This is a genomic window from Candidatus Palauibacter scopulicola (genome assembly GCF_947581915.1).
GTDB classification, from domain to species: Bacteria; Gemmatimonadota; Gemmatimonadetes; order Palauibacterales; family Palauibacteraceae; genus Palauibacter; species Palauibacter scopulicola.
In genome coordinates, this window is record NZ_CANPWG010000014.1 from 123,795 (window position 1) to 150,768 (window position 26,974).

21 protein-coding genes are annotated in these 26,974 nt (G+C 67.1%); 12 read left to right on the forward strand and 9 right to left on the reverse strand.

Annotated elements, in window-relative coordinates; all coding sequences use genetic code 11:
- Window positions 1-11: 11 nt before the first annotated feature.
- From RN743_RS03405 to RN743_RS03415, 3 genes are all read right to left on the reverse strand, one after another.
- Window positions 12-1,931 carry a hypothetical protein gene (locus RN743_RS03405; protein ID WP_310776280.1) on the reverse strand — a complete coding sequence of 640 codons (1,920 nt, stop codon included), beginning with the start codon at window positions 1,929-1,931 and terminating at the stop codon, window positions 12-14.
- Window positions 1,928-3,253, reverse strand: coding sequence for an FAD-dependent oxidoreductase (locus tag RN743_RS03410; RefSeq protein ID WP_310776282.1), 1,326 nt, complete (start codon window positions 3,251-3,253; stop codon window positions 1,928-1,930). The genes RN743_RS03405 and RN743_RS03410 overlap by 4 nt, the downstream gene beginning before the upstream one ends.
- Window positions 3,254-3,395: 142 nt before the next feature.
- Window positions 3,396-5,129 (reverse strand): M1 family metallopeptidase, encoded by a 1,734-nt coding sequence (locus RN743_RS03415; protein ID WP_310776284.1) that lies wholly within the window; start codon window positions 5,127-5,129, stop codon window positions 3,396-3,398.
- 148 nt (window positions 5,130-5,277) lie between these two features.
- Here RN743_RS03415 and RN743_RS03420 point away from each other — a divergent pair, with 148 nt between their 5' ends.
- Both RN743_RS03420 and RN743_RS03425 read left to right on the forward strand, forming a co-directional pair.
- Window positions 5,278-6,267 (forward strand): HNH endonuclease, encoded by a 990-nt coding sequence (locus tag RN743_RS03420; RefSeq protein ID WP_310776287.1) that lies wholly within the window; start codon window positions 5,278-5,280, stop codon window positions 6,265-6,267.
- A 112-nt stretch (window positions 6,268-6,379) separates the two neighbouring features.
- Window positions 6,380-6,715, forward strand: coding sequence for a hypothetical protein (locus tag RN743_RS03425; RefSeq protein ID WP_310776289.1), 336 nt, complete (start codon window positions 6,380-6,382; stop codon window positions 6,713-6,715).
- Between the two features lie 88 nt (window positions 6,716-6,803).
- On the opposite strand, the gene RN743_RS03430 is transcribed toward RN743_RS03425, so the two are convergent.
- Window positions 6,804-7,166: a hypothetical protein gene (locus tag RN743_RS03430; protein ID WP_310776290.1), complete on the reverse strand. Its 363-nt coding sequence runs from the start codon at window positions 7,164-7,166 to the stop codon at window positions 6,804-6,806.
- A gap of 481 nt (window positions 7,167-7,647) precedes the next feature.
- Between RN743_RS03430 and RN743_RS15965 the strand changes: the two genes are divergently transcribed.
- The 4 genes from RN743_RS15965 to RN743_RS03450 all read left to right on the forward strand — a co-directional run bounded on the left by RN743_RS15965 (window position 7,648) and on the right by RN743_RS03450 (window position 9,183).
- Entirely contained in the window at window positions 7,648-7,878 is a 231-nt protein-coding gene (locus tag RN743_RS15965) for an amidohydrolase family protein (RefSeq protein ID WP_343218979.1), read from the forward strand.
- A 124-nt stretch (window positions 7,879-8,002) separates the two neighbouring features.
- Window positions 8,003-8,374 (forward strand): hypothetical protein, encoded by a 372-nt coding sequence (locus RN743_RS03440; RefSeq protein ID WP_310776291.1) that lies wholly within the window; start codon window positions 8,003-8,005, stop codon window positions 8,372-8,374.
- 81 nt (window positions 8,375-8,455) lie between these two features.
- Window positions 8,456-8,722, forward strand: a complete 267-nt coding sequence (locus tag RN743_RS03445) for a hypothetical protein (protein ID WP_310776293.1) — start codon at window positions 8,456-8,458, stop codon at window positions 8,720-8,722.
- Entirely contained in the window at window positions 8,719-9,183 is a 465-nt protein-coding gene (locus RN743_RS03450; protein ID WP_310776295.1) for a TA system VapC family ribonuclease toxin, read from the forward strand. The genes RN743_RS03445 and RN743_RS03450 overlap by 4 nt, the downstream gene beginning before the upstream one ends.
- An 11-nt stretch (window positions 9,184-9,194) precedes the next feature.
- On the opposite strand, the gene RN743_RS03455 is transcribed toward RN743_RS03450, so the two are convergent.
- Complete coding sequence (locus RN743_RS03455) at window positions 9,195-11,003, reverse strand: DUF2357 domain-containing protein (RefSeq protein ID WP_310776297.1); 1,809 nt, start codon at window positions 11,001-11,003, stop codon at window positions 9,195-9,197.
- 13 nt (window positions 11,004-11,016) lie between these two features.
- Entirely contained in the window at window positions 11,017-14,076 is a 3,060-nt protein-coding gene (locus RN743_RS03460; RefSeq protein WP_310776299.1) for a hypothetical protein, read from the reverse strand.
- 467 nt (window positions 14,077-14,543) lie between these two features.
- Here RN743_RS03460 and RN743_RS03465 point away from each other — a divergent pair, with 467 nt between their 5' ends.
- A complete protein-coding gene (locus tag RN743_RS03465; protein ID WP_310776301.1) occupies window positions 14,544-15,323 on the forward strand; it encodes an SDR family NAD(P)-dependent oxidoreductase in 780 nt (259 codons plus the stop codon).
- A 9-nt stretch (window positions 15,324-15,332) separates the two neighbouring features.
- On the opposite strand, the gene RN743_RS03470 is transcribed toward RN743_RS03465, so the two are convergent.
- Window positions 15,333-16,502: a hypothetical protein gene (locus RN743_RS03470; protein ID WP_310776303.1), complete on the reverse strand. Its 1,170-nt coding sequence runs from the start codon at window positions 16,500-16,502 to the stop codon at window positions 15,333-15,335.
- A 25-nt stretch (window positions 16,503-16,527) separates the two neighbouring features.
- The gene (locus RN743_RS03475; protein ID WP_310776305.1) at window positions 16,528-17,598 is read right to left on the reverse strand and encodes a branched-chain amino acid aminotransferase; all 1,071 of its coding nucleotides are present in this window, start codon (window positions 17,596-17,598) and stop codon (window positions 16,528-16,530) included.
- Window positions 17,599-17,828: 230 nt separating this feature from the next.
- Between RN743_RS03475 and RN743_RS03480 the strand changes: the two genes are divergently transcribed.
- The 5 genes from RN743_RS03480 (at window position 17,829) to RN743_RS03500 (ending at window position 25,971) form a co-directional block, all read left to right on the forward strand.
- The gene (locus RN743_RS03480; RefSeq protein WP_310776307.1) at window positions 17,829-19,364 is read left to right on the forward strand and encodes an amidohydrolase family protein; all 1,536 of its coding nucleotides are present in this window, start codon (window positions 17,829-17,831) and stop codon (window positions 19,362-19,364) included.
- Window positions 19,365-19,413: 49 nt separating this feature from the next.
- Window positions 19,414-22,464: a prolyl oligopeptidase family serine peptidase gene (locus RN743_RS03485; protein ID WP_310776310.1), complete on the forward strand. Its 3,051-nt coding sequence runs from the start codon at window positions 19,414-19,416 to the stop codon at window positions 22,462-22,464.
- Between the two features lie 10 nt (window positions 22,465-22,474).
- Complete coding sequence (locus tag RN743_RS03490; RefSeq protein ID WP_310776312.1) at window positions 22,475-23,806, forward strand: hypothetical protein; 1,332 nt, start codon at window positions 22,475-22,477, stop codon at window positions 23,804-23,806.
- Between the two features lie 37 nt (window positions 23,807-23,843).
- Window positions 23,844-25,202, forward strand: coding sequence for a hypothetical protein (locus RN743_RS03495; protein ID WP_310776314.1), 1,359 nt, complete (start codon window positions 23,844-23,846; stop codon window positions 25,200-25,202).
- 214 nt (window positions 25,203-25,416) lie between these two features.
- On the forward strand, window positions 25,417-25,971 hold the full coding sequence (locus tag RN743_RS03500) for a hypothetical protein (protein WP_310776316.1): 555 nt from the start codon (window positions 25,417-25,419) through the stop codon (window positions 25,969-25,971).
- A gap of 33 nt (window positions 25,972-26,004) precedes the next feature.
- Here the strand turns inward: RN743_RS03500 and RN743_RS03505 are convergent, their stop codons facing one another.
- On the reverse strand, window positions 26,005-26,919 hold the full coding sequence (locus tag RN743_RS03505) for a zinc-dependent metalloprotease (protein ID WP_310776318.1): 915 nt from the start codon (window positions 26,917-26,919) through the stop codon (window positions 26,005-26,007).
- Window positions 26,920-26,974 lie beyond the last annotated feature (55 nt).

Here is a 26,974-nt window from a genome sequence, read left to right on the forward strand (position 1 = left end):
CTCGCCGTCGCTCAGCTTCCGGAAAAGCCGATGTCGTCCACGACGACGGTGCCGGCCTCCGTGCGGTCGAAGAGGAGGCGGATCTCGCGTGGCCTCGCCGGATCGAACGCGGGATTGGCCGCGACGAAGTCGGCGAGCGGGATCGAGAAGGACTGGAGTACGAGTTCCCACTGGTTGTCGAACGATTCCGCGTCGTTGCGGCGCCGCACGACGGTCTCGAGGGGTCGCCGAATAGGCCCGTAGTCCGACAGCCGCACGCCCGCCGATTTGCCGTCGGCGTCCGTCACGACAACGGACAGGTCCACGGGTTCTTCGTCCCCGTCCCGCCCGGCGTCGCCTCCACCTGCTTCCGCCTCGTCCCGCACGGCGTCGCCCCCGCCAGCCTCCGTCTCTTCGTCGTCCTCTGGCCTTCTCGGCGCGGGACGACCCTCCACGGCGGCGAGCTGCAGGTCCAGTCGCGAGGCGGTGCCCAGACCCCAACCCGCGGCCAATCCGTCCGGCAGGGAGATGGCGTAGCTGGCGGGCGTCGCCACGGCGTCCCCGCCGCCAGCGACGCGGTTGTTCCAGCCCAGCCAGAGCGCGTTGTTGTCCTGCGAACTCGACGTCGTGGGCCGGTTCCGCGAGCGGAGGTCGAGAAGGTTCTCCCGCCACGTCGCTAGCGAATCTCCCTCCAGCGTCACGCCCGGCGCCGTGCCCGTGGTGAGGTCGATGTCCTCCTCGAACGACGCGAGCGCCCGGAAGCCGCTCGACTCGAACTGCGTGATGTACATCGTCTCCGGGAGCCAGCCGCCGATCGTGCGATGGTCCCGGAACATCGGCATGTAGTCTGGACGCTCGCGCAGCGTCGTCTCGAGAAAGGCGGAGATGTAGATCTTCCCGAACTCCCGCTGCGCCTCCCCGTCTATGAGTCCCCGCAGGTCGAGGCGCCGCGCGCTCCGCGGACCGTTGTCCTTGTTCCCCCAGACCGTATTCCACTGTCCGTGATTGGCCCGGTACATGTAGATGGCCGTCTTGAAATAGTCGCCACCATCCGTGAAGGAGAGGCGATTATAGAGGCGCAAGCCGTGGAAGCTCGTCACGTCGCCGTCGTGCGACCCGTGGAAGACCATGTAATTGATGTTTTCGACGGGCACGAAGCGTCCCGTGGGAAGGTACTGTCCGTCGACGGGCGCGATGGCGATGATCGCGCGGATCCCGTGGTTGAAGTCGAACTCGAGGGAAGCGTCGTCCGGATACCGGGACAGCCGGTTGAAGGCCGCCGCGTGCCCGACCGCTTCGCCTCCGCGCGAATGACCGATGAGGGCGATGCGGTCGAAGTCGATCTTGCCATGGAACGGGGTGGATTCGTCCGCCGCGAATTCCTTGAAGGCGTCGATGTGCTTGAGGAGGAACCAGCCGCGTCCGTCGTTCTCGTTGCGGATGCCGCCGTTGATGAAATTCATGTCGACGGAGGCGAACACGTAGCCCCGGCTGGCGAGCAACTCGCCGAGATAGCCGTATCCGGGGTCGGAGAAGTCCCTCATGTCGTGGTTCCCGTGAACGATGAGGACGAGCGGGAAGGGGCCCTCGCCCTCGGGATACCATGCGCGTCCGTTGATCGGGAATTCCTTCGGCGTGAAGCCCCAGTAGCCGTTCCGTTCGCCGGCGGACTGGCCGAGAGAGACGAGCTTCGAGGCGTCGACCGTCTCCGTCACGATCGACACGGAATCCCGGTACTCGGGCCGGCGGCGATCGGTGCCGCTCCCGTAGTAGAGGCGCGAGACGCGGTAGGGCCCGGGGAGGGCGGGGTGGTCGGCCTCCAGCGACTGCTCGGCGAGGACCGTGGCGTGGTCGGACGGCGTCAGTTGCAGCGGACCGTAGCAGCCCGCGACCGCGGCCGCGGTGGCGATCGAGGCAAGGACTGCCGTCGGCAGAAACCGTCGCACGCTCAACCGCCGAGGTCCTCCGGGTCCGGCCCCGGCTCCCGGCCTTCGGGCGCCTCGAGCGAGAACCTGAACTGTTCCGCCAGTTCCGGATCGTCCTCGATCTCCAGGACGCGCTTGGCGATGTATTCCCCGAGCACCGGCCCCTGCTTGAAGGACTCGGCCGTCCCCAGTCCGGCGAGCCACACGTTATCGAAATCGGGATGCCTGTCGACGAGGAAGTTGCGGCTGGGGCCGAAGCAGTAGTGGCAGGCGCGCGTCTCGTTGACCGCCGCGCCCACCATGTCGGGGAAGTAGCGCTCGAGGATCTCGCGCGGCCGCTCATGGGCCTCCGGCGGCACCCAGCGGTCGCTCGTATCCGGGTCGTCGCCGGCCTGACCGCCGACCCTCACGCGGAAGCCGCGGTGGTCCGGGCCCAGAGCCGGCCAGCCCGTACAGCCGGGGACGCCGTAGCTCGGCATGTTCGGGAACATGAAGCGCCGGTCCGGCACCGCGAAGTAGAAGACGTTGCCCACGGGGATGCGTATCCGGTCCCCGAACAGTTCCGGGAACGTCTTCCCCATCCAGGGTCCCACCGCGAACACGAACGTCGAGGCCGCCAGCGATTCGTCGCTGCCGAGGGACACGTCGTTCAGCCGGCGACCGTCCGATCCCCCGAGCGCCGCGCGCGCGATCCGGATCTCGCCCCCCTCCATCTCGAACCGCTTCGCTACGGATTCGATGGCCCGCCGCGCCCGCACGACCCCCGCGTTCGGTTCATGGAGCCCCAGCGAGATTCCCTCCTCGGTCCGGATCCAGGGCCAGCGGTAGCTGATCTCGTCCTCGTCGAGCAGCTCGTAGTCGACGCCGAGCCGGTCCCACTGGGCCATCGTGTCTTCGAGATAGGGGACCATCTCCTCGCGCAGGATGAGATCGCCCGTCTGGTAGAAGACGCGCGGCAGCAGGAGTTCCTGTCCCTCTTCATCCCACTGGATCCAGCGGCGGATGGCCTCGTTGGCCCAGCGATTCCACACGAAGCCCTCAGGGCGCCCCCCGTAGGAGGACCGGACGCCGCGCGTTTCCCCGCCCGAGGTCGAACGCGAGTTGCCGGGGCCGTAGGCGTCGAGCACGGTCACCGTGGCCCCCAGCCGGACGAGGTTGAGCGCCGTCCAGATCCCGAAATTTCCGGCTCCGACCACGACGATGTCGGGGGGTTGGCCGGCGCGGCGTCGCACGGGGGTCGAGCGTGGCGGCGGCGGAGCGCCAATGAGGGGGGATGCGCCGCCGAGCGACAGCCCGGCTGCGGCCGCCCCGGCCGTCGCGCTCTTCAGGAACTCCCGTCGATCGATCACCAGGTGGAGCGTCCCCTTCCGGAGCGAGTCAATGCGGCGTCAAAGCGCGGCGACAAAGCTGTCCCGTGCATCGAACTCCGGGCAAGCGCGCCGCCGCGACCACGCGCCTTGTAACAACAGGGTGGCCGCCCGTTATGCTGCGCTACCGGCGCTCGAAGACCGCGTCCATGAGCAGCCACGTGTTCGGGTCGAAGACGACGTCGAGCGGCTCCGCCGGAACGGGGATCGTGAAGCGACCCTGCCGTCCATCCACATCGATCACCTCAACTCGAGGCGCTCGAACGCCCCCGTGCACTCCGCCCTCGATCAGGCCATCCGGGGGAAGGTGGATCGCGATCTCCGCCGGCATGCGGAAGGTGTAGCGTTCGTCCTGCGTCTGCCGGATGTCGACGTGAATCGTCCCCGCCGCCGCGTCGTAGCTCCAGCCGCCCTCGAACTCCATCCACCCGCCGCGGTAGAGCCACTGGTCGAAGAACGTCCGCAGATCGAGGCCCGACGCCTCCTCCATCGCCCGCCGGAAATCCGCCGTCGTCGCGTTCAGGTTTCGGAACTCCCGGTAGTACGCCTGGATCCCGGCCCAGAACGCGTCCTCCCCGACGACCCCGCGCAGCATGTGCAGCACCCACGAGCCCTTCTGGTATGTCCCCGGCCCGCTCGTGACCAGGCCCATGTCCGAGAGGTTGTCGTGGACGATTCGGTAGTCCGGATTCACCAACATGAAGTCCCGGATCCGGTCGCGGCTCACCTTCAACCGCTCGATGAACTCGTCACGCCCGTACTGATGTTCGATGAAGAGCAGCGTGAAGTACGTGGCGAAGCCTTCGCTCAGCCAGACGTCGTCCCAGTCGTATTCGGTGACGGAATTCCCGAACCACTGATGCGCCACCTCGTGGATGATCACGTTCCGCCAGCGCACGTCCCGTTCGCCGGTGACCGAGGCGTCGCCGTAGAAGATGGCGGTGGCCGCCTCCATGCCGCCTCCGACACTGTTGGACTGCACGTTCGCCAGCTTCTCGTACGAGTACGGGCCGACCATGTCGGCGTAGAACTCCATCGCCTGCTTCGTCGGCACCGCGAAGTCGTGGAAGCCGGGGTCGCGATCCTGCGGGTAGACCCACGTCTGGATCGGTATCCCGTCGTAGTAATCCACCGTTTGCACGGCGAAGCGCGCCACGCCGAGCGCGTACAGCCAGGTCGCGATCGGGACGGACTGCTTCCAGTGCGAGCGGCGCTTGCCGTCCAGGAGATCGCTCTCCTCGATGAGGAGGCCGTTGGAGATGACCTGGTAGTGGGCCGGCGCCGTGACGATGAGTTCGCTCGTCGCCTTGTCGTACGGATGATCGATCGTCGGCAGCCAGTTCCGCGCCTTGTTGGGCCAGTTGTCGCTGAAGAAGGTCCGGTCCCCGTGCTTGTTGGGCCCGATGATGAGACCGGTGGCCGGAACGCCCTCGTACGCGACCGTGACCTGCCGGCGCTCGCCCGCCTCCGTGGGACTGGCGAGCGCGATGAAGAGCGCGTCCTCCCGGTGCTCGAACTCCAGCGCCCCGTCGGCCCCGGTGACGGCCAGAACCCGCATGCCGTTGCCATCGGCCTTCAGCTCGATCAGGTCCAGCCGCACCTCGTCGATGCCCGCTTCCAGGAAACGGAGATCGATCGTCGCCTCGCCCGAGATCATGTCCGTCTCGTCGCTCAGCGTGAGCGCAAACGCGTAGTTGAGCGCATCGATGGCCGGGTTCTTCGGGTACGTGTCCATCGCCGCCCGTCCCGACGACGGCTCCGGCCCGACCCCGCCCGCCCCAAGAGCCAGGCGAAACCCGTCGAGAGTCGAACCCAACGCGAACGATGAGACCAGCAGCAGCGACAGAGCGTATTTCATCGGCACCTCGCAGAAGCAGTTCCGCGTCCGCCCCCAACCTGCACCCGAGAGTCGCCTTCCCGCACCTCCCGTGCGTGTGCGCCGTGCGCCACCTGCTCGATGGGTCACCGGGTTTGACGTGTTCCAAGACACGTCTCTAATCTGCCGCATGAACTATGGGGACCCTTCGACGCTAGCTGGCGCTGCGGGATTCGACCGCGAATTCGACCGGCGCGTGCGGACAGCAGCCTTCGATTGGCTTGCGAGCCAATGCTCGATTCACGGGGAGGTGCTGCCTCTGGCTCTGCTGCGCGAAGGGTTCACCGTTGGTGGGCGTCAAGTGCATGTGATCGGCCCAAAGGGCATCTTCAAGCCTGCCGTGATGGACGTGCCACTCTCGATTACAACAGCTCCCAAGGGGCCGTATCACGACGTCTTCGGTTCGGACAACCTCCTCCGATACCAGTACCGCCGAGACGGTCCCGACCATCCCGACAACGTCGGGCTGCGGTCGGTCATGTCGTACCATCTACCTCTGGTGTATTTCCATGGTCTGATTCCCGGAAAGTACATGCCTGTATGGCCCGTATTCGTGGTTCACGACGAGCGTCGGTCCAGCACGTTCTCGGTGGCCGTTGATGATGTGGTCCACACGAATCTCGTCGGGTCACCGGAGCGTGTCCGAGAAGACCCCGCCTTGCGCCGCGAGTATGTGACCGTGCTCACGCGGCGCCGTCTGCATCAGCGCGCGTTTCGTGAGCGAGTGCTCGCAGCCTACCGCCATCAGTGCGCCCTTTGCCGCCTCCGACGCGACGAGTTGCTCGACGCCGCGCACATCGATCCTGACGCTCAAGGCGGCGAGCCGACGGTGAACAACGGGTTGGCGCTGTGCCGACTCCACCATGCTGCGTTCGACCGATTCTTCCTCGGAGTGCGCCCAGACACCCGCCCGCAGTCAGGAGTTGGCTCGCGGCCGCTCCATATCATCGAGGTCCGACCCGACGTGCTCGACGAGCGCGATGGCCCAACCCTGCGGCATGCAATTCAGGAACTACACGGTCGACCGATCATTCTCCCCCCAAAGTCCTCGGATTACCCCGACCTTAGTTCTCTTGCGAAGAGGTATGACCGCTTCCGGGAGAAGGCCGTCGCCTCGTAAGGGAGGACGTTCCGATGCTGCCTCGACAAGCGCTGACCCTGGCCGTCGCGACTGTCACAGCGACGTGGCTGGCTCCGCCGAGCCTGCCCGCTCAAGAAACGACCGCGATTGTGTGGCTACGGTCATCGACGGGAACGGGGGCGAGCCACTGCCGGATGCCACCGTTGTGGTGGAGGGCGCCCGCATCGCTGCCGTGGGGCCGAGCGCTTCGACCGCCCCCGATGGCGCGCGTGTGATCGACGGGGCGGGGAAGTTTCTCACGCCCGGCTTCGTGGACACGAACGTCCACACGAGCCTGTACGGCGCCGGTTTCGGGAAACACCGGAAGGAGAACGCGTCCGTCACGTTCTCCCTGATCGCCGACTCGGACCTGTCCCTCTGGGAGGAGCAGTTCTCCGGTGATCGACCGCATCTAAACTCATGCCATGCAGAATCTTCGAGATATTGATCCCCGTCGTGTACTCTGCATGTACTCCACATCGGGTCAGGCAATCCCGGCCTGCCCCGGTACTCCACGGTGCCCCCATCCGACACGCCTACCTACAGAACTGGAGGCCGATCTGAATGATGTTGCTCGTCGGCATGATCAGCGGCGGCCCCAAAGGCGGCCAACTGTTCTCCACACCCTCATTCGAGATGTTCTGCAGCTCCTGGGCAGTAACGTTGTGAGACTGCGCCGTTGAGTCCTCGCAATAGTCCTCGTCATGACCAGCGTCTTGGCAATCGACCAGCGCCTTGAACACTGCTCTTCGCTCTGACGTGGACAGGCGACCAACTGTCTCGTACCGCAGCCCGAGGGAGAGATGTCGCGTGATCTCCCGCGCAGGAGGCCAACGGTTCATCCCCATGGCGCGTCCGTTCAGCGCATAGGTCCGGCCGTCCGGCGTGGTGAACGTCACTGCACTACCGGGACCCGGGCAAGCAACCGTCCCCGAATCCACCGTCAATGGCCAATCGCTCCCGAAGGCTTCAGCACGAAGTAGACGACCGGTCTCAGCGACGCGCGACGGGGTGGGTTGGCGGACGCTTTCGGCACCGGCCGCCGGCTGGTCCCGCTGACTGGATGGTGTTCCACGATCCGCCGTGTCGCAGGACACTACAAGTAGCGCGACGGCGGTCACGACCGCGGTCGGGAGATCTGTCCTTCGGTGCATTTCCTCAGCATCCCCGCAGTTGTGTTTGACGATGCAAAGCGCGGTTGGCGAGCAGTCTAGCTCCAGAGCTTGCGCCGGTCCAACGCCGGCGAACGTCCCGGCGCGATCACGGGTCCGCCCGGCTCCAGCCGCCGAAGGGCCGGAGCCGGACGCCCGCTGGTTGCTTCTTCACCTTCTGCCGACGTTGATACGCCTTGGTCCGCTCGCACGCCTCGTCGAACTCGGAATGACTTCGTCCGAAGCCATCGTGGCCGGCACCCGCAACGGCGCCCTCGCCGCCCGCGCCCTCGAAGACTTCGGCACGATCGAGGTCGGCAAGTTCGCGGATCTCGTCCTCCTGGACGCCAACCCCCTGGACGACATCCGCAACATCCGCCGCCAATCGATGGTGATGAAGGAAGGAAAGGTGATCGACGTCAACGCCCTCCCCACAAACCCCGTCATGTTCGTCCCCTGACGCTTGGCTTGAAAACGCCTGCCGCTTGATCGCACGTTGATCGACAGCTGGAGGTTCGTGGTGGTCGAGGCTTCGGCCCGGTGGGCCGCGTGCCGCACGGAACCTCCAACGGGAGTCGTCACAGATGGGGCTGGACGTGATCATCGGACTCGTCACCATATTCGCGGCCATCGTCGGCATAGGCGTGGCGTTGTTCAGGCTCACGGGGAAGCTCGGAGACGAGATCAAGAGCGCCCGGGACGAGCTTCGGGGCGACATCAAGGGTCTTCGCGACGAGCTTCGCGACGAGCTTCGCGACGAGATCAAGGGTGTGCGCGGCGAGATGGCGACCGGGCGCGACGATCTTCGAGGCGAAATCAGGGGTGTGCGCGCCGAACTCGGCGGCCGAATCGACGCGGTCGCCGCCGAACTGGCCAAGACGCGCATAGCGGTGGCAAGGCTGGAGGGCAGCGTGTTGGGTGTTCCGCTGCCGGACACCGGCACGGATCCGGCCTGACCGGTCGGCGAGATTTCGTCCGATACGCCATGGGGCACGGTATTGCTGGACCATATTGCCTGATATGGGTAGTATGGGAACATGAAGACGACGGTCGATATCCACGACGAGTTGCTGCTGCGGGCCAAGCGTTTCGCCAAGCATAACGGCCGTTCCCTGCGGTCCGTGGTCGAGGAGGGCCTCCGGCGTGTCCTGTCGGTCGAGGCGGCGCCGGACGAGTACCGCCTCCCGGACTTGAGCTACGGGGACCCCTCGGGCGAGGATCCGCTCGCCGCGTACTCGTGGCAGGATCTGTCGGAGATGATCTACGAGTCCGGCAGGGTCTACGAGCACCCGGACGTTCCGTGATCGCGGTCGATACCAACATCCTCGTCTACGCGCACCGGCGGGAGTCGCCCCTGCATGAGTCGGCGAAGGCGTTGGTGGGGGCGCTGGCCGAGCGCGACGGCGCGTGGGCCATTCCCTGGCCCTGCTGCTACGAGTTCATGGGCATCGTCACAAACCGCCGCATCTGGCATGAGGCGGCAAGCCCGCCCGACCGCGCCTGGGCCCAGCTTCGCGCGTGGGCCGAGTCCCCCTCGTGCCGTCTGCTTGCAGAAACGGAGACGGAGGAGTTCCTCGATCTCTTGCAGCGCTTGGTCACGCGACCCCGAGTCCGCGGACCGCTCGTCCACGATGCGCGCGTTGCCGCCATTTGCCTCGCCCACGGCACCGACATCCTCCTCACCCGAGACCGCGACTTCGCGCTCTTCCCCGAACTCACGGCGCGCGACCCGTGGCGAATGGACCCCGGCGGGAGCACCGACTGATCGTTCGGCTGCTACGCGAGAGTGGCCGAGGAGTCGGCTTCGGGTGCGCCGAACCCACGGAGGGCCGTATCGGCGGGCCGACCCAACAAGCTCTCGACCGTCGCTGCCGCAGCGCCGTGAATGTCCGCGCCGGATGTATCGTCGACCCTTGGCGCGAACGGGATGGCGCCCACGCCCTGTATTGAGTCCGGAAGTTGCCTCGGTCCGGCGGCCACCGCCGCCGACCCCGACACGCCGCCGCCCTCCCGCCCTCCGGAACATTGAGGAGCCTCGAAGAAGCGGAACTCGGAGCCGGGATACAGGATCCAGACCGAGCGCGCGTCGTGGATCGCGTCCCGGTACGTGTGCATTTTGTACAGGTCGCCGCGCTGGAAGTCCCCCTTCCGTTCGCCCGCCTTCGTGTCCGCTTCCCCCTCGTCCGATGCATCGAGACCCGCGTCGCTCAGCGTCCGGACCGTGAACTTCGCGTCGAGCAGGTGAAGACCGGCGTTGGGACCCGTGGGCACATACAGCGCGATGTCCGGCCGTAGCGGCATCGAATAGGAGTCGCGCGGCGGCTTCCGGGAACGGGAGAAGGAGGGGTTGTACTCCAACCGAACCCCCCCGGTCCATGAGAACGTTTGGCCCCACCTCAGGGCGACGCCAAAATCGCCGGGTGACGTCGCCGCACGCTTCGCGGGCGGTCCGATGAGGCCCGAAATAAGCTCGGCAAGCCGGTAGTACGTCCACAGCTCGTACAGGTGGGCGATATCCTTGAGTTCCAAGAGATTGCGCAGTTGCTCCCCGTCCAGAGGGATACGGGGCGCGAGCCGGATCTTGGCGAAGTGCCGCAGCACGTGCCGGTAGCCCCGCCGCCGCTGGAGGACGGTCGAGGAGAAGGGGATCGCGGTCATGGCGCCCACCTCTCCCCACATCGAGTGGCGCACGACCGGCATCAACCGCGCGTCCATACGGTCGCAATCGGCGAGGAGGGTGCGCTCGAAAGCCCTCCGCCCGTCCACGACCCTCGACCGGACGCGGCCGATGACGCCCTGCGCCTGCCCGATGAACCCCTTCACGAACCGGTTCTCCGGCGTGTCGATGGTGGGACGGATCCGCCGCTCCGACACCTCTTCCGGAAGCCGTCCCCCCAGTCGCTCGGCGAGTTGCGCCGCTGCGGGGGAGAGCGTGGGGGCGTGTATCTCCGCTCCGGTGCGCGTCACCAGGTCGAGCAACGTGCGCGAGTCCACGCGCGTGAGCGCGTCGATCCGGACTTCTCGCCGCTCCGTGCGCCAGCGCCGGTGCGGTGCCCGCTGGATCAGCTCAAGCGCCGGAATCAGCCGCTCGTCGGACTCGGCCCGCTCGGAGAGGAGGATGTGACGCAGATAGACGAAGGCGTGGTAGAGCACCTCATCGGGCGGGGGCGGTCCGCTCGTGTAGGGAGATGAGCCAGGGTCGCCGGCCGCGAAGGGAAGACTCGTGGCGAGACGGGTCAGATCAGCGAGCAGCGCCTCGAACGCCGCCTCTCCCAGCTTCCCGGTGTACAACTCGATCTGGCCCAACCCGGGTAGGTCCAGCACGCCCACCGAGTTGACGAGGTTGAGGACGAGCACGCTCCCGGCCCACTCGCATGAGGCCGATGGAAGAACCGCCTTGATCGCCTCCAGATCCGCCCGAGTGCCTTCGACCGCCCAGCGCCGCTCGCTCTGCAGCCGCCACCGCCCGTCCTCACGTGGAGGCCGGTCGCCAGCACCATACGCCGTGATGCTTGGAGTCTCGCCGGTGGCTGCCGACCCCGATGCCGCGACTCCCGTCTCGAAACTCTCGCCGGGGGCGATCACGCGTCGAACGCGATCACTCGATGAAGGACGTGAAGCCGCGCTGATTCAACCGCCGCAGCATCCGCCAGGTCTTGGCTGCGGTTCGCGGATAGGTCGGGTGGTTGACGTCGCCACCCTCGGGTGCGGACGGATCGTCGGAGGCCGACACGAGGCGACCGTTCTCCACCTTCCAGTTGTCGAGTTTGAGATGCTTGGCGTCTCCTTGCGCCACATCCCTGCCCTGCACCGCGAACCGGAACAGCCGCCGCAGGATCGGTTCCAATTCTTGCTGCGTGCCGTGGAACTTCGGCAGCACCTTCTGAAGCAGCGCGAGATCGAATGCGTGCTCGGCTGCCTTCGGGTCGGACGACTGCTCGTTCGCCAGATTGACGAAGCGGGCGATCTCGTTCGCCACCCGGTATCCGAAGTGGCGGTGCTCCCCCTCGAGGATCTCGTGGAGTTCGAGCAGCGTCTCGTGCAACCCGTCGTCCCGTTCGACAAACGTCAGCCAGTCTTCCCGTCCCGGTTTCCGGTAGCGTTCACCGAGGACGCGAGCGGACCCGTCCAGTTTGAGTCCCTCCGCCTGGTCGGAACCACTCCCCCTCGTATAGCCGCGGAGGTCCACGCGGTCGAACTCGATCGTGAACGCCCGGTCCAGCACCTTGGGGCTGAACATGTACGTCGTCTCGTCCACGTTCACCGTGCCGGTGAAGAAGACGTTCTTCGGCACCCGGAGCTGTCTCGGCACGGGAACGCCCGACTCCGCCGAACCGTCCTCTATCGCCTCGTCACCGTGGAGCGGGATCGGCTCGTCCGATTCAAGAGCTGAAAGGAAGTCGGAGAAATAATGCTCCACGCGGGCGAGGTTCATCTCATCCAGCACGACGAAGAAGGGTTGCGGGTCACGCCTTTCCTTGCCGGCCCTCGTCTCCTCCTCTCGAGCCTCGAGAAGAAGCGAGAGGAACGGCGTCATGGAGTAGGCGCCGGTGACCGGGTTCAAGTACCCCAGCAACCCCCGGTTATCCACCCAGTCCGGCCGCACCGGCACGACCGTGTAGCTTGCGCTCCGTTTCTTGTCCGGCCTCATCCCCGGGAGCCCAATTTCGAGCCGGTGGTAGTCTCCCCCATCGTCGTCGAGCACTCGCAACCAATAGAAGTCCGCCGGCTTCAGGTGTTCCGCGAACCACTTCCTGAACGACCCCGAAAGGTGAAGTCTCACACGTCCCGGCTGCGGAGCCCGGAAAGACAGCGTCGTATCGCATTCCGGGTACGACACTCGAATCCGTCCCCTCGCAGTAGCCAGGTCCGGCTTCGTCGGTGGGAGTCGAAGGTTCGATGCAATGTCCCTCGGGAGTTCGATGACACCATGATCGGTGTTCGTTGCCACTACCCTGATTTCTTTCGCTTCGTCGGGGACCTCAGCCGCGGACCGCCGAAAGTGCCGCGCTATCGTCCTCGCGATGCGCGTTTTTCCAGTGCCGGAAATTCCCGTCAGGATGACGAATCGCTTTGCTTGCAAGGCTGTCACATAGTTGGCGACGACCTCTGTCGAGAAATGGAGGCCTTCCTGGCGGAGCTTCTCGATCAGACCGTCAAAGCTCCGTACCGGAGGGCGGGCGCTCGCGTCGTCTACGCCGTTCTTCTCGGGCACATTCAGCTTGCTGAAGTAGAATTCCTTGCGCACCTCGGGCGTCCACTTCCGGCCGTACCTTTCCGGCATCTCTAGCAACGCCTGTTCGAAAGCCTCGAAGCGTTCGCCAAGCGTTGCGGTCTCCGGCAGCTCGGGTATGCATCGGATCGCGCGAAGCTTCTCCTCCTTCCTCGCCATCGGTAGCACGCCCGATGCCCTCCCCGGATCCTGAATGAAGAGCAGTGCACTCGCTACGGTTAGACCCTCCGCAACGTAGTTCTTGACACCACTTCCGATGGCCCACATGGCGTCGATGCTCTCCGCCGGGGTTCCACCACCGTGGAGCAGCCGCGTGAACGCTTCCCTCAGAGTCGGCAAGTCCTCTTGAAGTTGCTGATAGGTCTGCGTGTCGGGATCCCTCGAGAACGGGACGTTGAGCGAGAATACCCCGTTGGAACCGCCGTGCGCGTCTACCTCGTTGAAGAAATCGAAGAAGGTCTCCGCGGATAGCAACCGGAGCTTCGTGGCGTTCCCGAAGATCTCGGCGAAACCGCGTCTCGCTTGTCCGATGCGGTTCGCCTGATCGATGAGCTTCGCCGCGTCGGTCGTCCGCTCAAACTCCCTGATTCTCTCTTCTACGCGCGGCTGGAGTACGAACCCCTCGGCCTTCGCCTTCTGACGTGCCTTTCGCTGTCTCTCCGCCTCCTCTTGGGCCACCCATCCGAAGCTCTGCAGGTCGATCATGTGGCGGGGGCTATACTTGGCCAATGCTTCGCGCAGCTCGCGGTAGGCGTCGCGGATGCGGGCGTAGTCATCTCCGGTTGGCTTGGCGCCAAACCGGATGTCCCATCCGCCGAGCTTCAAAAAGTTCTTGGTGGCCGTAGGCTTTACGAACATCTCGTTATCAGCGTCGAGGAAAAAGAGAAAATACGTTGGAAGTGTCCAGCGATTCACTGAATCGAGATCCTGCGACGACACCCAATTCACATAGCGACCGAGGCGGGTCGGAGTGTCTCCATCTCCGTAAAGGAGGTCGAAGAACGCGTTGCAGAAGGCGGACCGATCCAAGTCATCATGGTGGAGCAACCTCAAGTCGCCGATCTGAGCCTTCGGCTGCCAGAGAAGATTGTTGTCGCTACCGACCGCTACGAGCCGATCGATGAAGCCATCGGCATCACCGACGTCGAGGAGTCTGGCCAGAGTCTCCTCAGACAGAACATCCAAAGCCTTCTCCCGGGTAGTTAGCTTGTAACCGACCTCGTCGAGTTGGCCTCCGTTGAAGCGCGGATCTTCAAATCCGTTCCATCCCGGAAACCGCGAGCGAACGAGGGCAACTAGCCGCGTGACCCTCGAATTCGCCCCGCTCGGGAGCCACGACGGGGCGTGCAACTCTAAGGCCTCGCGCATTACCGGCTTAAGGCGATATCGCCATCCGCTATTGGCCTCGTCGATCTGCAGGATCATCGGAATGCCGGGACTACGGGCCGCCCCGTACCCGGGCGTGCCGTTGATTCGGTGCCCCAGCGCTCCCAGTACCCCGGTCAGATCCTTCGCGTCACGACGGCCCATGCTGGACACAAGTTCCTGTGTCGTAGCGCCTTTGGGGCCTGCCGAAAGCAGCGCCCGATACAACTGGATCTGTCCCCTTGGCACAGGTATTCGAGTTAGCAGTCGAAGGCAGTCATCAATCGTTGGGGCGCCTGCGGACGTTTGATCGGAAACGGTCTCGTCGCTCTGGCTTGAAGTGGGAGTTACGAAGACACGACATTCGTGGCGTACTACGTTCGTCGCGCCCTACTTCTCGCAACCGATACGGTGCGGTCGGTCGGCCATGGGCACGGAATCCTGCTTAGTGCCAAGAGCTTCGGCAAGCGCGTGGCTTGCGCAGAGGGGGGTGGCGAGCGGTGCGGACGGCCGGTAGAGTCTCGCGCATGGATTTGAAGCTGAAGGGGAAAGTTGCGGTCGTCACCGGCGGGAGTCGGGGGATCGGCCTCTACATCGCGCGGGCGCTGGGGGCGGAGGGCGCGCGGCTGGCGCTGTGCGCGCGCAACCGGGAGCCGCTTGAAGAAGCGGCCGAGTCGCTCCGGGCGGACGGTGTCGCGGACGTGCTCACGGTGGCCTGTGACATCGCCGAGGAAGGTGGTGCCGCGCAGCTCGTCGAGGCGGCGGTCGACCGCTACGGGGCGCTGGACGTGCTCGTGAACAACGTTGGGGGCAACCGGCGCGGGAAGTTTGAGGAGACGAGCGACCAGGACTGGCTGGACATCCTTCAGCTCAACGTCCTGTCGGGCTTCCGGGCCAGCCGGCTGGCGATCCCCCACATGCGGGCGGCGGGCGGCGGGTCGATCGTCTTCGTGTCGTCCGTCTTCGGGCGCGAGAAGGGCGGGCCGGGGCTGTCCATCTACAACACGACGAAGACGGCGCTCATCTCGGCGGCCGGGATCATGGCGCTGGAACTCGCCCAGGACGGCATCCGCGTGAACTGCGTCGCGCCCGGCTCCATCCAGTTCCCCGGCGGGAGTTGGGACAAGCGCGTCAAGTCGGACCCGGAGGGGATGCGGAAGTTCGTGGACGCGAACCTGCCGCTCGGACGGTTCGGGCGGGCCGACGAAGTGGCGGACGTCGTGACGTTCCTGGCCTCCGAGCGCGCCAGCCTGATCACCGGAGCCTGCATCGCCGTCGACGGCTCCCAGGGCCGCTCGCTCGTCTGACTCCGCCCGCTAGGCGAAGCGGACGAGCTTCACGTCGAGGTCGCGGGTCGCTTCCGTCGGGGCCCTCCACTGGATGAGGATGGGGCTCTGGTAGGTTCCCCACGGGATCTCGCCGTTTCCGTCCCCGTCGCGGTCGATCACGGGCAGGCTGATCTCCCGCCTCAGACCCTGGAAGCGGCGCACCGGAAGCGCGAGCGCCCGGTTCAGCACGCGCGCGATCACGGATTCGTCCACGCCGATCCGTTCCAGGACCCGATTCATGATGTGCACGGCCTCCACCGTGGCGGTGTCGATGACGGGTCCGGGAGAGGTTCGCAGCACGGTCGTGCCCATCCTGGCGACGTTGAGCGCCTTCCCCGACAGCCGCAGCGCCTTGCCCGGCAGCCGTAGCGCCTTGCCCGGAAGCGACAGCGGCGTCCGCAGGATCTCCTTCCCCTGATCGGCCATGAAGCGCAGGGGACTGAGAAGCGCGCCGCGCAGGTCGCGCGTCATCAACAGAGGCTCGAACTCGTTGACCGTCAGGCTGGCGTTGGTTTCCCGCGGCGCGAGCGAGACATCGAGCCGCCCGAACGAGACCCCGTGTTCGTCGACCAGATCTTGGAGCCGATCCACGAAACCGGCCCCGGGTTCCCGGAGGTCGATGGCATCGATGGCCCGGGGCGAGGCCTCGACGCTCAACTGCGTCTGGGCCACGACTTCCTCCGAACCGTATCCCACGACGGTCGTCCGCCGGCTGCGGGTCCCGCCCCTGTGGACGCCATCGAGATCCACGAACCAGACCGGCCGGCTCTCTTCGTTGTCGTACGAGGCGGCGCTCTGGAGTCCGGCGCCGATGAAGGTCAGGTGCGAGTCCGCGTTCTCCGGCTCCGTCGCCTTCTGCTCCTCGGACAGTTCGGTACGCAGCTCGAGTTCATCGTGCTCGTATCCGGCGTTGGGCGGGAAGATCTCGTGGAAGACCTTGATGTACTCCCGCAGCCTCTTCCGGTCGAAGCCGAGCCGCTGCGCCAGCCGCTGGTCCAGGTACCCCGCCGTCGTGTGGTGGGAGATGTAGAGCGCCTTCGGATACCGGGCGAACTCGGCTCCGAACTCCTCGGCCAGCCGCGCGCGCACGTCGATGAAGTCCGTGCGGGACGCGGGCCTGATCCCGAGCGTGGCCTTGAACGGGGGATCCGAAGACACGCTTACGACACCTCCTCCAGGACTGCTACGGTCGCCACAGCCATCCGTGGCGGTCTTCGATCCGCCCGGTCTGTATCCCGTGGAGTTCCGCCTTGAGCCGCGCCGCGAGGGAGTCGGGCCGCTGCGGAAGCAGAACGTCCGTCCCGTCGAGGCCGAGGCGGTCGATGGGCTGGACCGTGGCGGCCGTGCCCGAGCCGAACGCTTCGTCCAGCGTGCCGGCGGCGTGCGCCTCCAGGAGTTCGTCCACCGAGATGCGGCGCTCCTCGCACGGGATCCCGAAGTCGGCGCACAGCCGGATCAGGGAGTCGCGCGTGACGCCCGGCAGGATCGTCCCCTCGAGCGGGGGCGTGATCGCGGTCCCGTCGATGACGAACCACATGTTCATGACCCCGCACTCCTCGACGTACCGGCCCTCGTGGCCGTCGAGCCAGATCACGTTGTCGTATCCCTGCGCCTGCGCCTGCTGGGAGGCGAGCAGCGTCGGTCCGTAGTTGGCCGCGGGCTTGTGGCCGCCGGTACCGCCGGGGAAGGCCCGCACGAACTTGCGCGTGGTCACGAGGCTGACCGTCTCCGACCCGGTGAAGTAGAGCCCGACGGGCGCCGTCATCAGGACGAACCGGAAGGAGCGGCCCGACACGACGCTGAGCGTCGGATCCGTGCTGAAGTAGCTGGGGCGGATGTAGAGCGCGCCCTGCTCCGCGGTGGGCAGCCAGCCGCGGTCCACGTCGAGCAGCTCCCGCATCGCGTCGAAGAACAGGTCCCTCGGAAGTTCCGGCATCACGAACCGGGTCGCCGTGCGGTTGAACCGCTTCTGGTTCATGTCCGGCCGGAAGACCGCGAGGTCGCCCCCGGGAGTCATGTGCGCCTTGAACCCCTCGAACATGGACACGGCGTACTGGAGCCCCTTCGAACTCGGGTAGATCGGCATCGGGCCGTAGGGGCAGATCTCCGCATCCGTCCACTCGCCGTCGATGTTGTCGGCCACGAACATGTGGTCCGACCAGATCGAGCCGAAGGGCAGGTTGTCGAAGTCGACGGATTCGAGCCGTGTGCGCTCGACGTGTCTGAGGGGGAATCTTGTGGTGATCGTCGCCATTATCTCTCGCCTGTAGTCAGTCGTCCGTCATCGGTCGTCGTCGCCCGCCCATCGAAGCACCGCCTCATGCCCCCGGCGGAGTCCGGGATGAGCGGGACGCGACAGCCTAACGCGCACCGTCCCACCCTGCCAACCGCCGACTTCCCCGCTGCAGCGGGCGGCTACTCGCGAGCCGAGCAAGCTGTTAGTGTCAATTTACCCAAGCTCTGCCGAAACGAGGAGGTTTCCGCATGTTCCGCGCCACCCGCCGCGCTCTCCCCGTCGCCGCTGCGCTGGCCTCCCTCGCCGTCCTCGTCCCGAGCGGCGGACCGCTGCTGGGCCAGGCCACCGCGATCATCGGCGCGACCCTCATCGACGGGAACGGCGGCCCCCCCCTCGCCGATGTCACCATCGTCGTGGAAGAGGACCGCATCGCCGCCGCCGGTCCGCGCGCGGAAGTCGAGGTGCCGGATGGCGCGCGCGTGATCGACGGCGCCGGCAAGTTCGTCACGCCCGGCTTCGTCGACACGAACGTACACATCTCTCTGTACGGCGGGGGCAACAAGGACCGGAAGGAGAGTTCCGTCTTTTACCGGCTGATGGGACCCGAACTCACGCTCGAGGCCGCGCAGATGCACCTCAAGTTCGGCGTGACCCACCTCCGCGACAGCTACGGCGCACTCCCCGAACTCCAGCAGGTGCGCGACGCCATCGCCTCCGGCGAGGCCATCGGGCCGCGGCTCCAGGTCGCCGGCAACATCGTCGGCTGGGGCGGGCCCTATTCGATCACCTTCGCCCTCATCCCCGAGGACGACCTCTCGCTCTACGAGGAACAGTTCTCCGATCACATCGCCCAGGGCGCGGGCGAGGACCTGATGGACCTCTACCCCGAGGAACTGCGGGTGAGGATCCGGGAGTACCTCGACAAGGGCGTGGACTTCCTCAAGTACGGGGGGACGAGCCACTGGGCGTTCCCCACGCTGATCGGGTTCTCGCCGGAGGCCCAGCGCGTGATCGTCGAGGAGACGCACGCCCGGGGTCTGATCGCGGAGACCCACTCCACGAGTCCCGAGGGACTGCGGCTCTCCGTCGAGGCGGGGATCGACCTCATCCAGCACCCGGAGGTGCTCGCGAGCCGCGAGATATCCGATGCCCTCGTCCAGCAGATCGTGGACCGCGGCATCGTGTGCTCGATGATCGTGAACACGATCACCGGCCCCGCCTGGGAGAACCACCTGGCGAACCGGGCGGCGGCCGAGGAACGCCTGGCCCGCGAAGCGGAGGGGGCGCAGGCGCGCGAGTGGGGGCGGCTGCGGCGTCCCGTGGAGCGGGAGAAGACGAGCTACCAGATTCGCCGCGAGCAGCGGGCGCTGGGATACGGGACGGAGATGCGCCGCCTGAACGCGCGGAAGCTGATCGACGGCGGGTGCGTCACCACCCTCGGCACGGACAACTATGCGGGCGTGGCGCCGGAATACGGACGTGCGCCCAAGCCCATCTGGCAGGAGCCCGGCATCGGGACGATCCTCGCCATCGAGGGTCTCGTCGAACTGGGGATGACGCCGGGCGAGGCGATCGTCGCCGCCACCCGCAACGGCGCCATCGCGGCGGGCGCGCTCGACGAGTTCGGCACCATCGAAACCGGCAAGCTCGCCGACCTCCTCGTCCTCGACGCCGACCCGCTCGCCGATATCGCGAATATCCGGAAACAGTCGGTCGTCATGGCCGCCGGCAGGATCGTCGATGTCGACGCGCTGCCGACCGAACCCGTCTACTTCAAGCGTTGAACTCATGAAACTCCGAGAACTCACGAAACTTCCGAAACAGGAGCGTCGGATGCGTCCGGTCTCTGATTCATCCCGTCCTCACGTCCGTCTCCGCCGCCGGTTCGTACTCGCGGTCGCCTTTCTCCTCGCGCCCGCCGCGCTGGCCGCCCAACAGGTCAAGCCGGGGCTGGATCACGACGACACGTACCGCTGGAACTCCATCGGCGGCCGCACGATCTCGGCGGACGGCGCCTGGCTTGCCTACATCCTGACGCCCTGGGATGGCGACCCCACGCTCGTGATCCTGCGCAGCGACGGCTCGGCGGAACGCCGCTTTCGGGGTCGCTCGCCCTCCTTTACGCGGGACTCGCGGCACCTCGCCTTCCGCGTGCCGCCGGTGAAGGCGGTGGTGGATTCGCTTCGCCTGGAAGGGAAGCGCGGGGACGACCTGCCCGGCGACTCGCTCGCCGTCGTGAACCTGGCCGAAGCGTTCGCGGACGGCGCCGGAGATGACGGCGGAGTCCGGCGCGCAGGCCCGATCGATTCCTTCCGGGTCCCGCCGGATGGGGGCGCCTTCGTCGCGTACCTCCTGTCGGAGAATCCCGAGGAAGAGGAGGAGGAGGGAGAGGCCGAGGCTGAGGAGGAGGCCGAGGAAGCAGAGGAAGAGGGAGAAGAGGAGGAAGAGGAGCGCTCCGCGGAGTACGAGAAGCGGCACGAGAAGGAAGATGGGACGCCGCTCGTGCTCCTGAATCTCGACACGGGCGAAGAGCACAGCTTCGCCGACGTCGTCTCCTACACGGTCGCGGACGCGGGGAACGGGCTCGCGTACGTGACCTCGACCGAGGACGAGGGCGGGGACGGGCTCCATCTCGTGGATCCGGCGAGCGGCGAGAGCGTGGAGGTGCTCGCCGGAGAGGGCCACTACGAGCAGGTGGCCTTTGACGAATCGGGCGAACGCCTCGCCTTCCTGAGCAACGTGGACGAATGGGAGCTGGATCAGCCGTCCTTCGCGCTCTACCGGTCCGACGGCGGGGCGGCGGAGAAGGTGGCGGACCACGAGACGGCCGGCGTGCCCGCCGGCTGGTGGATCAGCGAGAACGGGTCCGTCTCCTTCAGTGAGGATGGGGACCGCCTCTACTTCGGCACCGCGCCGCGTCCCGAGCCCGAGCCCGACGAGGAGATCCTCGACGCGGACCGCGTGACGCTCGACATCTGGAACTGGCGCGACCCCTACCTGCAACCGATGCAGCTCGTGCAGGCGAACCGCGAACGCAACCGGTCGTACCTGGCGGTGGCGCACGAGGGCCGGGACGCCGTCGTGCAGCTGGGCACCGCGAGCATCCCCGACGTGTCGCGCCCCGAGAGCGGCATGAGCGACTACGTGCTGGCCACGAGCGACATGCCGCACCGCCAGAAGGTCTCGTGGGACGGCCGCTACGAGGACGCCTACGCGGTGGACGTGCTGACCGGCGAACGCCGCACGATCGTGGAGGCCGTGCGCGGCTTCGGGGGCGCCAGCCTCTCGCCGGACGGGACGTACGCGTACTGGTGGGACGAGTCGGACCGTGACTGGAAGGCCGCGCCGATGGACGGCTCCGGACCCGCGCGCAGCCTGACCGGAAGTCTGCCGGTCGCCTTCTACAACGAACTCGACGACCACCCGCAGGGACCGCCCCCCTACGGCGGCGCGACGTGGATCGAGGAGGACGCCGCCATGCTCGTGTACGACCGCAACGACGTGTGGCGCGTCGACCCGGGCGGCGATGAGCCCGCCGTGCGTCTCACGGAGGGAAGGGAGGTCGACCTCCGCTACCGCGTGCAGCGCGTGGCCGAGGGCGGAGGCGGCAACTTCTTCGGGTTCGGCTTCGGCGGCGGCGGCGCGGGCGAGGGCATCGAGGAGGGCGAGGTCCTCTTCTCGGTGTTCGACATGGGCACGAAGGCGTCCGGGTTCGCGCGCGGCCGGACGGACGCGGCGGGCCGGGTCGAGGAACTGGTCATGGACGACGTGCGCTACGCGGCGCCGACGAAGGCCGAGGACGCCGAGCGCTACGTGTGGACGCGCCAGACGTTCGTCGAATTCCCGGACCTGTGGGTCGGCGACGCCGACTTCGGCAACGCGCGCAAGGTGAGCGACGCGAACCCGCAGCAGGTGGAGTACCGCTGGGGGAGCGCCGAACTCGTCCACTGGATGTCGAACGACCGCACGCCGCTCGACGGCATCCTGATCAAGCCGGACGGCTTCGACCCCTCGCAGCAGTATCCGCTCATGGTCTACTTCTACGAGCGCATGTCCGACGGGCTGCACAGCTACCAGCCGCCCCTGCCGAACCGGGCCTCGGTCCGCTTCTCCTTCTACGCGAGCCGCGGATACGTCGTGTTCGTCCCCGACATCCCGTACGAGATCGGCTACCCGGGCGAGAGCGCGCTCGACGCCGTCGTGCCCGGCGTGCAGGCGCTCATCGCGCAGGGGTTCATCGATCCGGACCGGGTTGGCGTGCAGGGCCACTCGTGGGGGGGCTACCAGATCGCCTACATGATCACGAAGACGAACGTCTTCGCCGCCGCGGAGGCCGGCGCGCCAGTCTCGAACATGACGAGCGCGTACGGCGGCATCCGCTGGCAGAGCGGGATGAGCCGCATGTTCCAGTACGAGCGCACGCAGAGCCGGATCGGCGGAACGCTGTGGGACGAGCGCGACCGCTACATCCACAACTCGCCCGTCTTCTTCGCCGACAAGATCCGCACGCCTCTCCTCATGCTCCACAACGACGAGGACGGCGCGGTGCCGTGGTACCAGGGGATCGAGATGTTCGTCGCCATGCGCCGGCTGGAGCTGCCGGTGTTCATGCTGAACTACAACGGCGAGGGACACGGGCTCGGGCGTCAGGCCAATCAGGAGGACTGGGCGATCCGCATGCAGCAGTTCTTCGACCACTACCTGATCGACGCCCCGGCCCCGCGCTGGATGGAGGAAGGCGTCCCGGCCGTCGTGAAGGGCCGTGACCTCGGCCTCGAACTCATCGGCAAGCCCGTCTCCGAGGAAGGCGGCGTCTCCAACGAGCGCGGCGGCGGTTCCGGCGGGCGTGGCAGCTCCGTCGATCGCGGCAGCTCGCGTGGATAGAGGCCGACGGTTGTTTCCCGGGGCGCTTCTTCGGGCCTCCGGTCCGGCGGGGGCCGCCCTCGCGATCGGCCTCGCGCTCGGCCTGACGCCCGGGCCTGCGCAGGGAGCAGGGTCGCCGCACCCTGTGCCGCCGCAACCCCGGCAGGAGGTGACCGTCGATACCCTCGAGGGCGGGCGCATCCTCGTGGGGAACCCGGCACCGGGGCGCGGCGGCGGGCCTGACGAGTGGCGCCTCGTCGAGGAACTCCGGCTCGGCGAGGTCGACGGCGCCGGGCCGGAGGTCTTCGGGAACGTGCACGACGTCGCCGTGGACGAGCGGGGCAACATCTACGTGCTGGATTACGGTTCGAAGGAAGTCCGCGTCTTCGACCGCGAGGGCCGGCACCTGCGGAGCATGGCGCGCGACGGGGAGGGACCCGGCGAGTTTCGCTACTCCGGCTTCTCCGCCGAGTACCGAATCGTCTGGCAGCCCCCGAACCGGCTCTGGGTCGCCGACCGCTATCAGCAGTTGAGTTTCGATTCGCTGGGGAACGAACTCACCAGAGTCGGCGCACCCTTCGGCCCCGGGACGCCGATCAGCGGAACCGCGATGCGGGATGGCCTGCGTCGCGGCACGATCGCCGCCGCCGACGGGTCGGGCTTCATCTATCAGCAGGTGCGGGTTACCGACCGCACGACGTCCGGGGACGAGACGGTCTCGCGCAGCCGCACGTACGGCGTGCGCGTGCCCATTTCGCCCGAGCATCCCAACCCGGTTCTTCCACGGGATTCCGTTCTGCTCGACAGCCGCGTTTCCACGAGTACGACGCAGACTCAAGCGAGCGGCGATGGCAACATTACGATCGGCGGAACGATCAAAGTCTCCATTCCGCGGCGGGTGTGGGCGTTCACGCACGGTGAAACGGTCTGGGCGGCGAACCGGGCTGCCCATCGCTTCCACGAGGTCACGTTCGCGGGGGACACCGTCCGCACGCTGGAGCTTGGCAACCCGCCGTCGCCTCCGCCGGACGATTCAGATGATTCGGAGTTTGAGCCTCTGATCGCCAGCCTGGAAGTGTCGCCGGAGGGCTGGCTGTGGGCGCTGCGGCACCGAGAGGATCCGGACGAGAGCCCCGTTTGGGATCTGTTCGACAACTGCGGCCGCTACCGGGGCGAGGTCTCCTCTTCGACGCGAATCGCAGCCCCACGGTTTGGAGGCGAGGAGGTGGCCCCGATCGATCTCGGGGCGGGTGGGGTGATCCACGGGATCGCCCGCGACGCCCTCGATGTCAGCTTCGTGGTTCGCCTGCGCCTGCAGAGTACGAGCGGCACCGCAATCACTGCTGAGGCATGCCGCTGGTAAGGGACGGCAGGTCCACCCGACAGGCACGGGGAAGCGCGTGAGGACCCAGCTCCGGAAGTTGCGGTTTCCGCATCCGCTGACGCTGCTCACGGTCGCGATCCTGGCGGCCGCGGCGCTGTCGTACGTGCTGCCGGCGGGGGAGTACGAGCGACGGGACGATCCGGTGACGGGGCGCAGCGTGGTGGTGCCCGGGACCTTCCACGAGGTGGAAACCAACCGGATCGGCGCCTTCGAGGCGATCGTCGCGATCCCGCGGGGGATGGCGGACCGCGCCGATGTCGTGTTCCTGATTTTTCTCATCGGCGGGGCGTTCGCCGTGTTCGATGCGACGGGGGCGCTCCGGCGCGGCGTGACCGGGCTCGTTCGGGGACTCGAGGGCCGCGAGATCCTCGCGATCCCCGTCGTCTGTCTCGCCTTCGCGGCGGGTGGCGTGACCGAGAACATGCAGGAGGAGATCATCCCCCTCGTGCCGGCGCTCATGCTGCTCACCAAGCGGCTCGGCTACTCTCCGATGGTGGGGGTGGCGGTCAGCGCCGGCTCCGCCTTCGTGGGGTCGGCCTTCAGTCCCATCAACCCGTTTCAGGTCCTGATCGCCCAGCAGGTGGCGGAGGTACCGCCGCTCTCCGGCAGCCTTTACCGGATCGTGTTCCTCGCCATCGCCCTCGGCCTCTGGATCTGGTGGACGATGCGCTACGCGGCCCGCACCCGCGTGACCCCGGAGGATGCGGACGCCTCGGAACCGGATGGCGCGTTCGGATGGAGGGACGGGACCATCTTCGGCATCGTCGTCGCCACTTTCGGCATCCTCGTGTGGGGGCTGGTCTGGCTCAAGTGGGACTTCGACCAGATGTCGGCGCTCTTCTTCATCATGGGCGTCGTGGTGGGGATCATCGGGCGGCTCGGCGTCACGGGGACGGCGCGGGCCTACGCGGAGGGGTTCCGGTCGATGGGGTACGCGGCGCTCCTCATCGGCTTCGCGCACGCGATCTACGTGGTCATGGTGGACGGCCGCATCATCGACACGATCGTACGCGGGCTGTTCATCCCGCTCGCGGACCTGCCGCTCGCGCTCTCGGCCATCGGCATGTCGGCCGCGCAGGGCGTGCTGCACTTCGCCGTGCCCAGCGTGAGCGGGCAGGCCGTGCTGACGCTGCCGGTCCTCGTACCGCTCTCGGACCTGCTCGGGCTCTCGCGGCAGATCACGATCCTCGCCTACCAGTACGGGGCGGGGCTTTGCGAACTGATCACGCCCACCAACGGCGCGCTGATGGCGATCCTCGCCGCGAGCGGCGTCCGCTACGAGTCGTGGCTGCGCTTCGTCATCCCGCGCTATCTCATGCTGATGGCGCTCGGCGCCATCGCACTCGTCATCGCCCTCGCAATCGGCTACAGCTGAGCCTCACCGCGTTCCCGCGGGAACGTCCCCCCCGGTTGATGGCCTGTTCATACCACGCCGTATCCTGAGTTCCAGAGGCGTGAACGGCATAGAGCCGACTCAGGTGCCATTTCCGATAACTGGCCCAAACACACTAGCTTGAACCAGGGAGGTGAGGTTTGACTCAACCGACTCCAACGCGACGATGAGCGACACCGTCCTCACGCTCGTCTCCGTGGTGGGCACCGGCGCCACCGTCGTTCTCGTGCTCTGGCGGATGATGCGTGCGGTCCGGACGGACATGGTGGCGGCGATCGCCGGCGTACGTGCGGATACGAAGGCCGAGATCGGCGGCATCCGCTCCGACGTGAAGGCCGAGATCGGCGGCGTGCGCTCCGATATGAAGGTGGAGATCCGTAGCGTCCGCTCAGACATGAAGTCGGCGATCGACGGCGTCCGCTCGGACATGAAGTCGGCGATCGACGGCGTCCGCTCGGACATGAAATCGGCGATCGACGGCGTCCGCTCGGACATGAAATCGGCGATTGACCAGCTGCGGGACAACGATCTGAAGCACGTGGAGGCCCGGATAGAACGAGTCGATCAGCGGCTCACCGCGGGGATCGGCGAAGTTCGCGATGAGATTCGCGGCCTCCGCTCCGACATGACATCGCAAATCGTCGGGCTTCGTTCGGACGTGACCGGAGCGGTCAGCGACCTCCGCGCGGATATGCGAGCGAATCAGCAGCAGGTTCTGGAGGCGATCCAGGCGATCCAGAACCCGCGCTGACCCGCGGTCGGCGTTCCCGCGGGAACGTTCCAGTCAGAAGTTCTCCCGGTCGGCCGAACAGGCGGGCGCAGTCCCGAGCCACTGGGCTGCCCAGCCGGCGGGGCCGGCGGCGGTCCAGGCGTCGCGCGCCAACCAGTCCAGCGCGGGCTCCCCGATCGGCGCGCCCGGCGGGGCGTTCGGCGTCCCCGGCATCTCGTAGGGCGCCGAGGGCTTCTCGAGGAAGCGCTCGATGTCGCGGTCGACCAGCGCGGCGAAGGCGGCGTCCCGCTCCGGCGGCGGGTTCGCGGCCATCTCGGCCCGCATGTCCGTCAGGCTTCGCGTCGCGATGGCGCGCACGTGCGGCATGGATGCCTGGTCCGCGAGCGCCATGATCCGGTCCACGACCACGCGGAACGCGGCCAGGCGGAGCTCTGTCCGGTACGGCGTCTCGTTCGGCTCCGGGCGCACGGCGTCGACCAGCGTCGTCAGCACCTCCTTCAGGCCCGGCAGGCTCGGGTCGAGCGCGTGCTGCTGCACGAGCCGCGCGGCCCGCGATGGTTCGAGGACGCGCGACACGGTGTGGTCCGCCGCCACCACGGCGGGCGTGACGGCATCGAAGGCCGGCCCCGTGTAGCGGGGGAACATCTCCCGGTGGCGCCCGAACCCCGGTGGCCGGGGCGGCAGCAGTTCAAGTACGCCCGCCGGAATCTCCAGCTCCGCCGGCCGCATCGTCCGGGCCAGCGCGCCCAGCGCCGCCCGCTGCGCCCCGCCGGCGACGCGCTGCACCGGCGTCCGCCCGTCCCCGCGGAAGGCGTAGACGTACTCCAGCCCCCCGAGCAGCGAGGCGGCCGCGTCCACCTGGTAGCGGTGGTGCATGTACAGCGGGACCAGCGCCTCCTCGACCGTCACGATCGGCCGCCCGGCGCGGATCGCGGCCTCCCCGAAGCGGTCCAGCGAGTGCCGCCGCACGTCCAGCGGATCACATGGGAGCTGAATCCCGGCCGGAAATCTTGTAACTACTTAC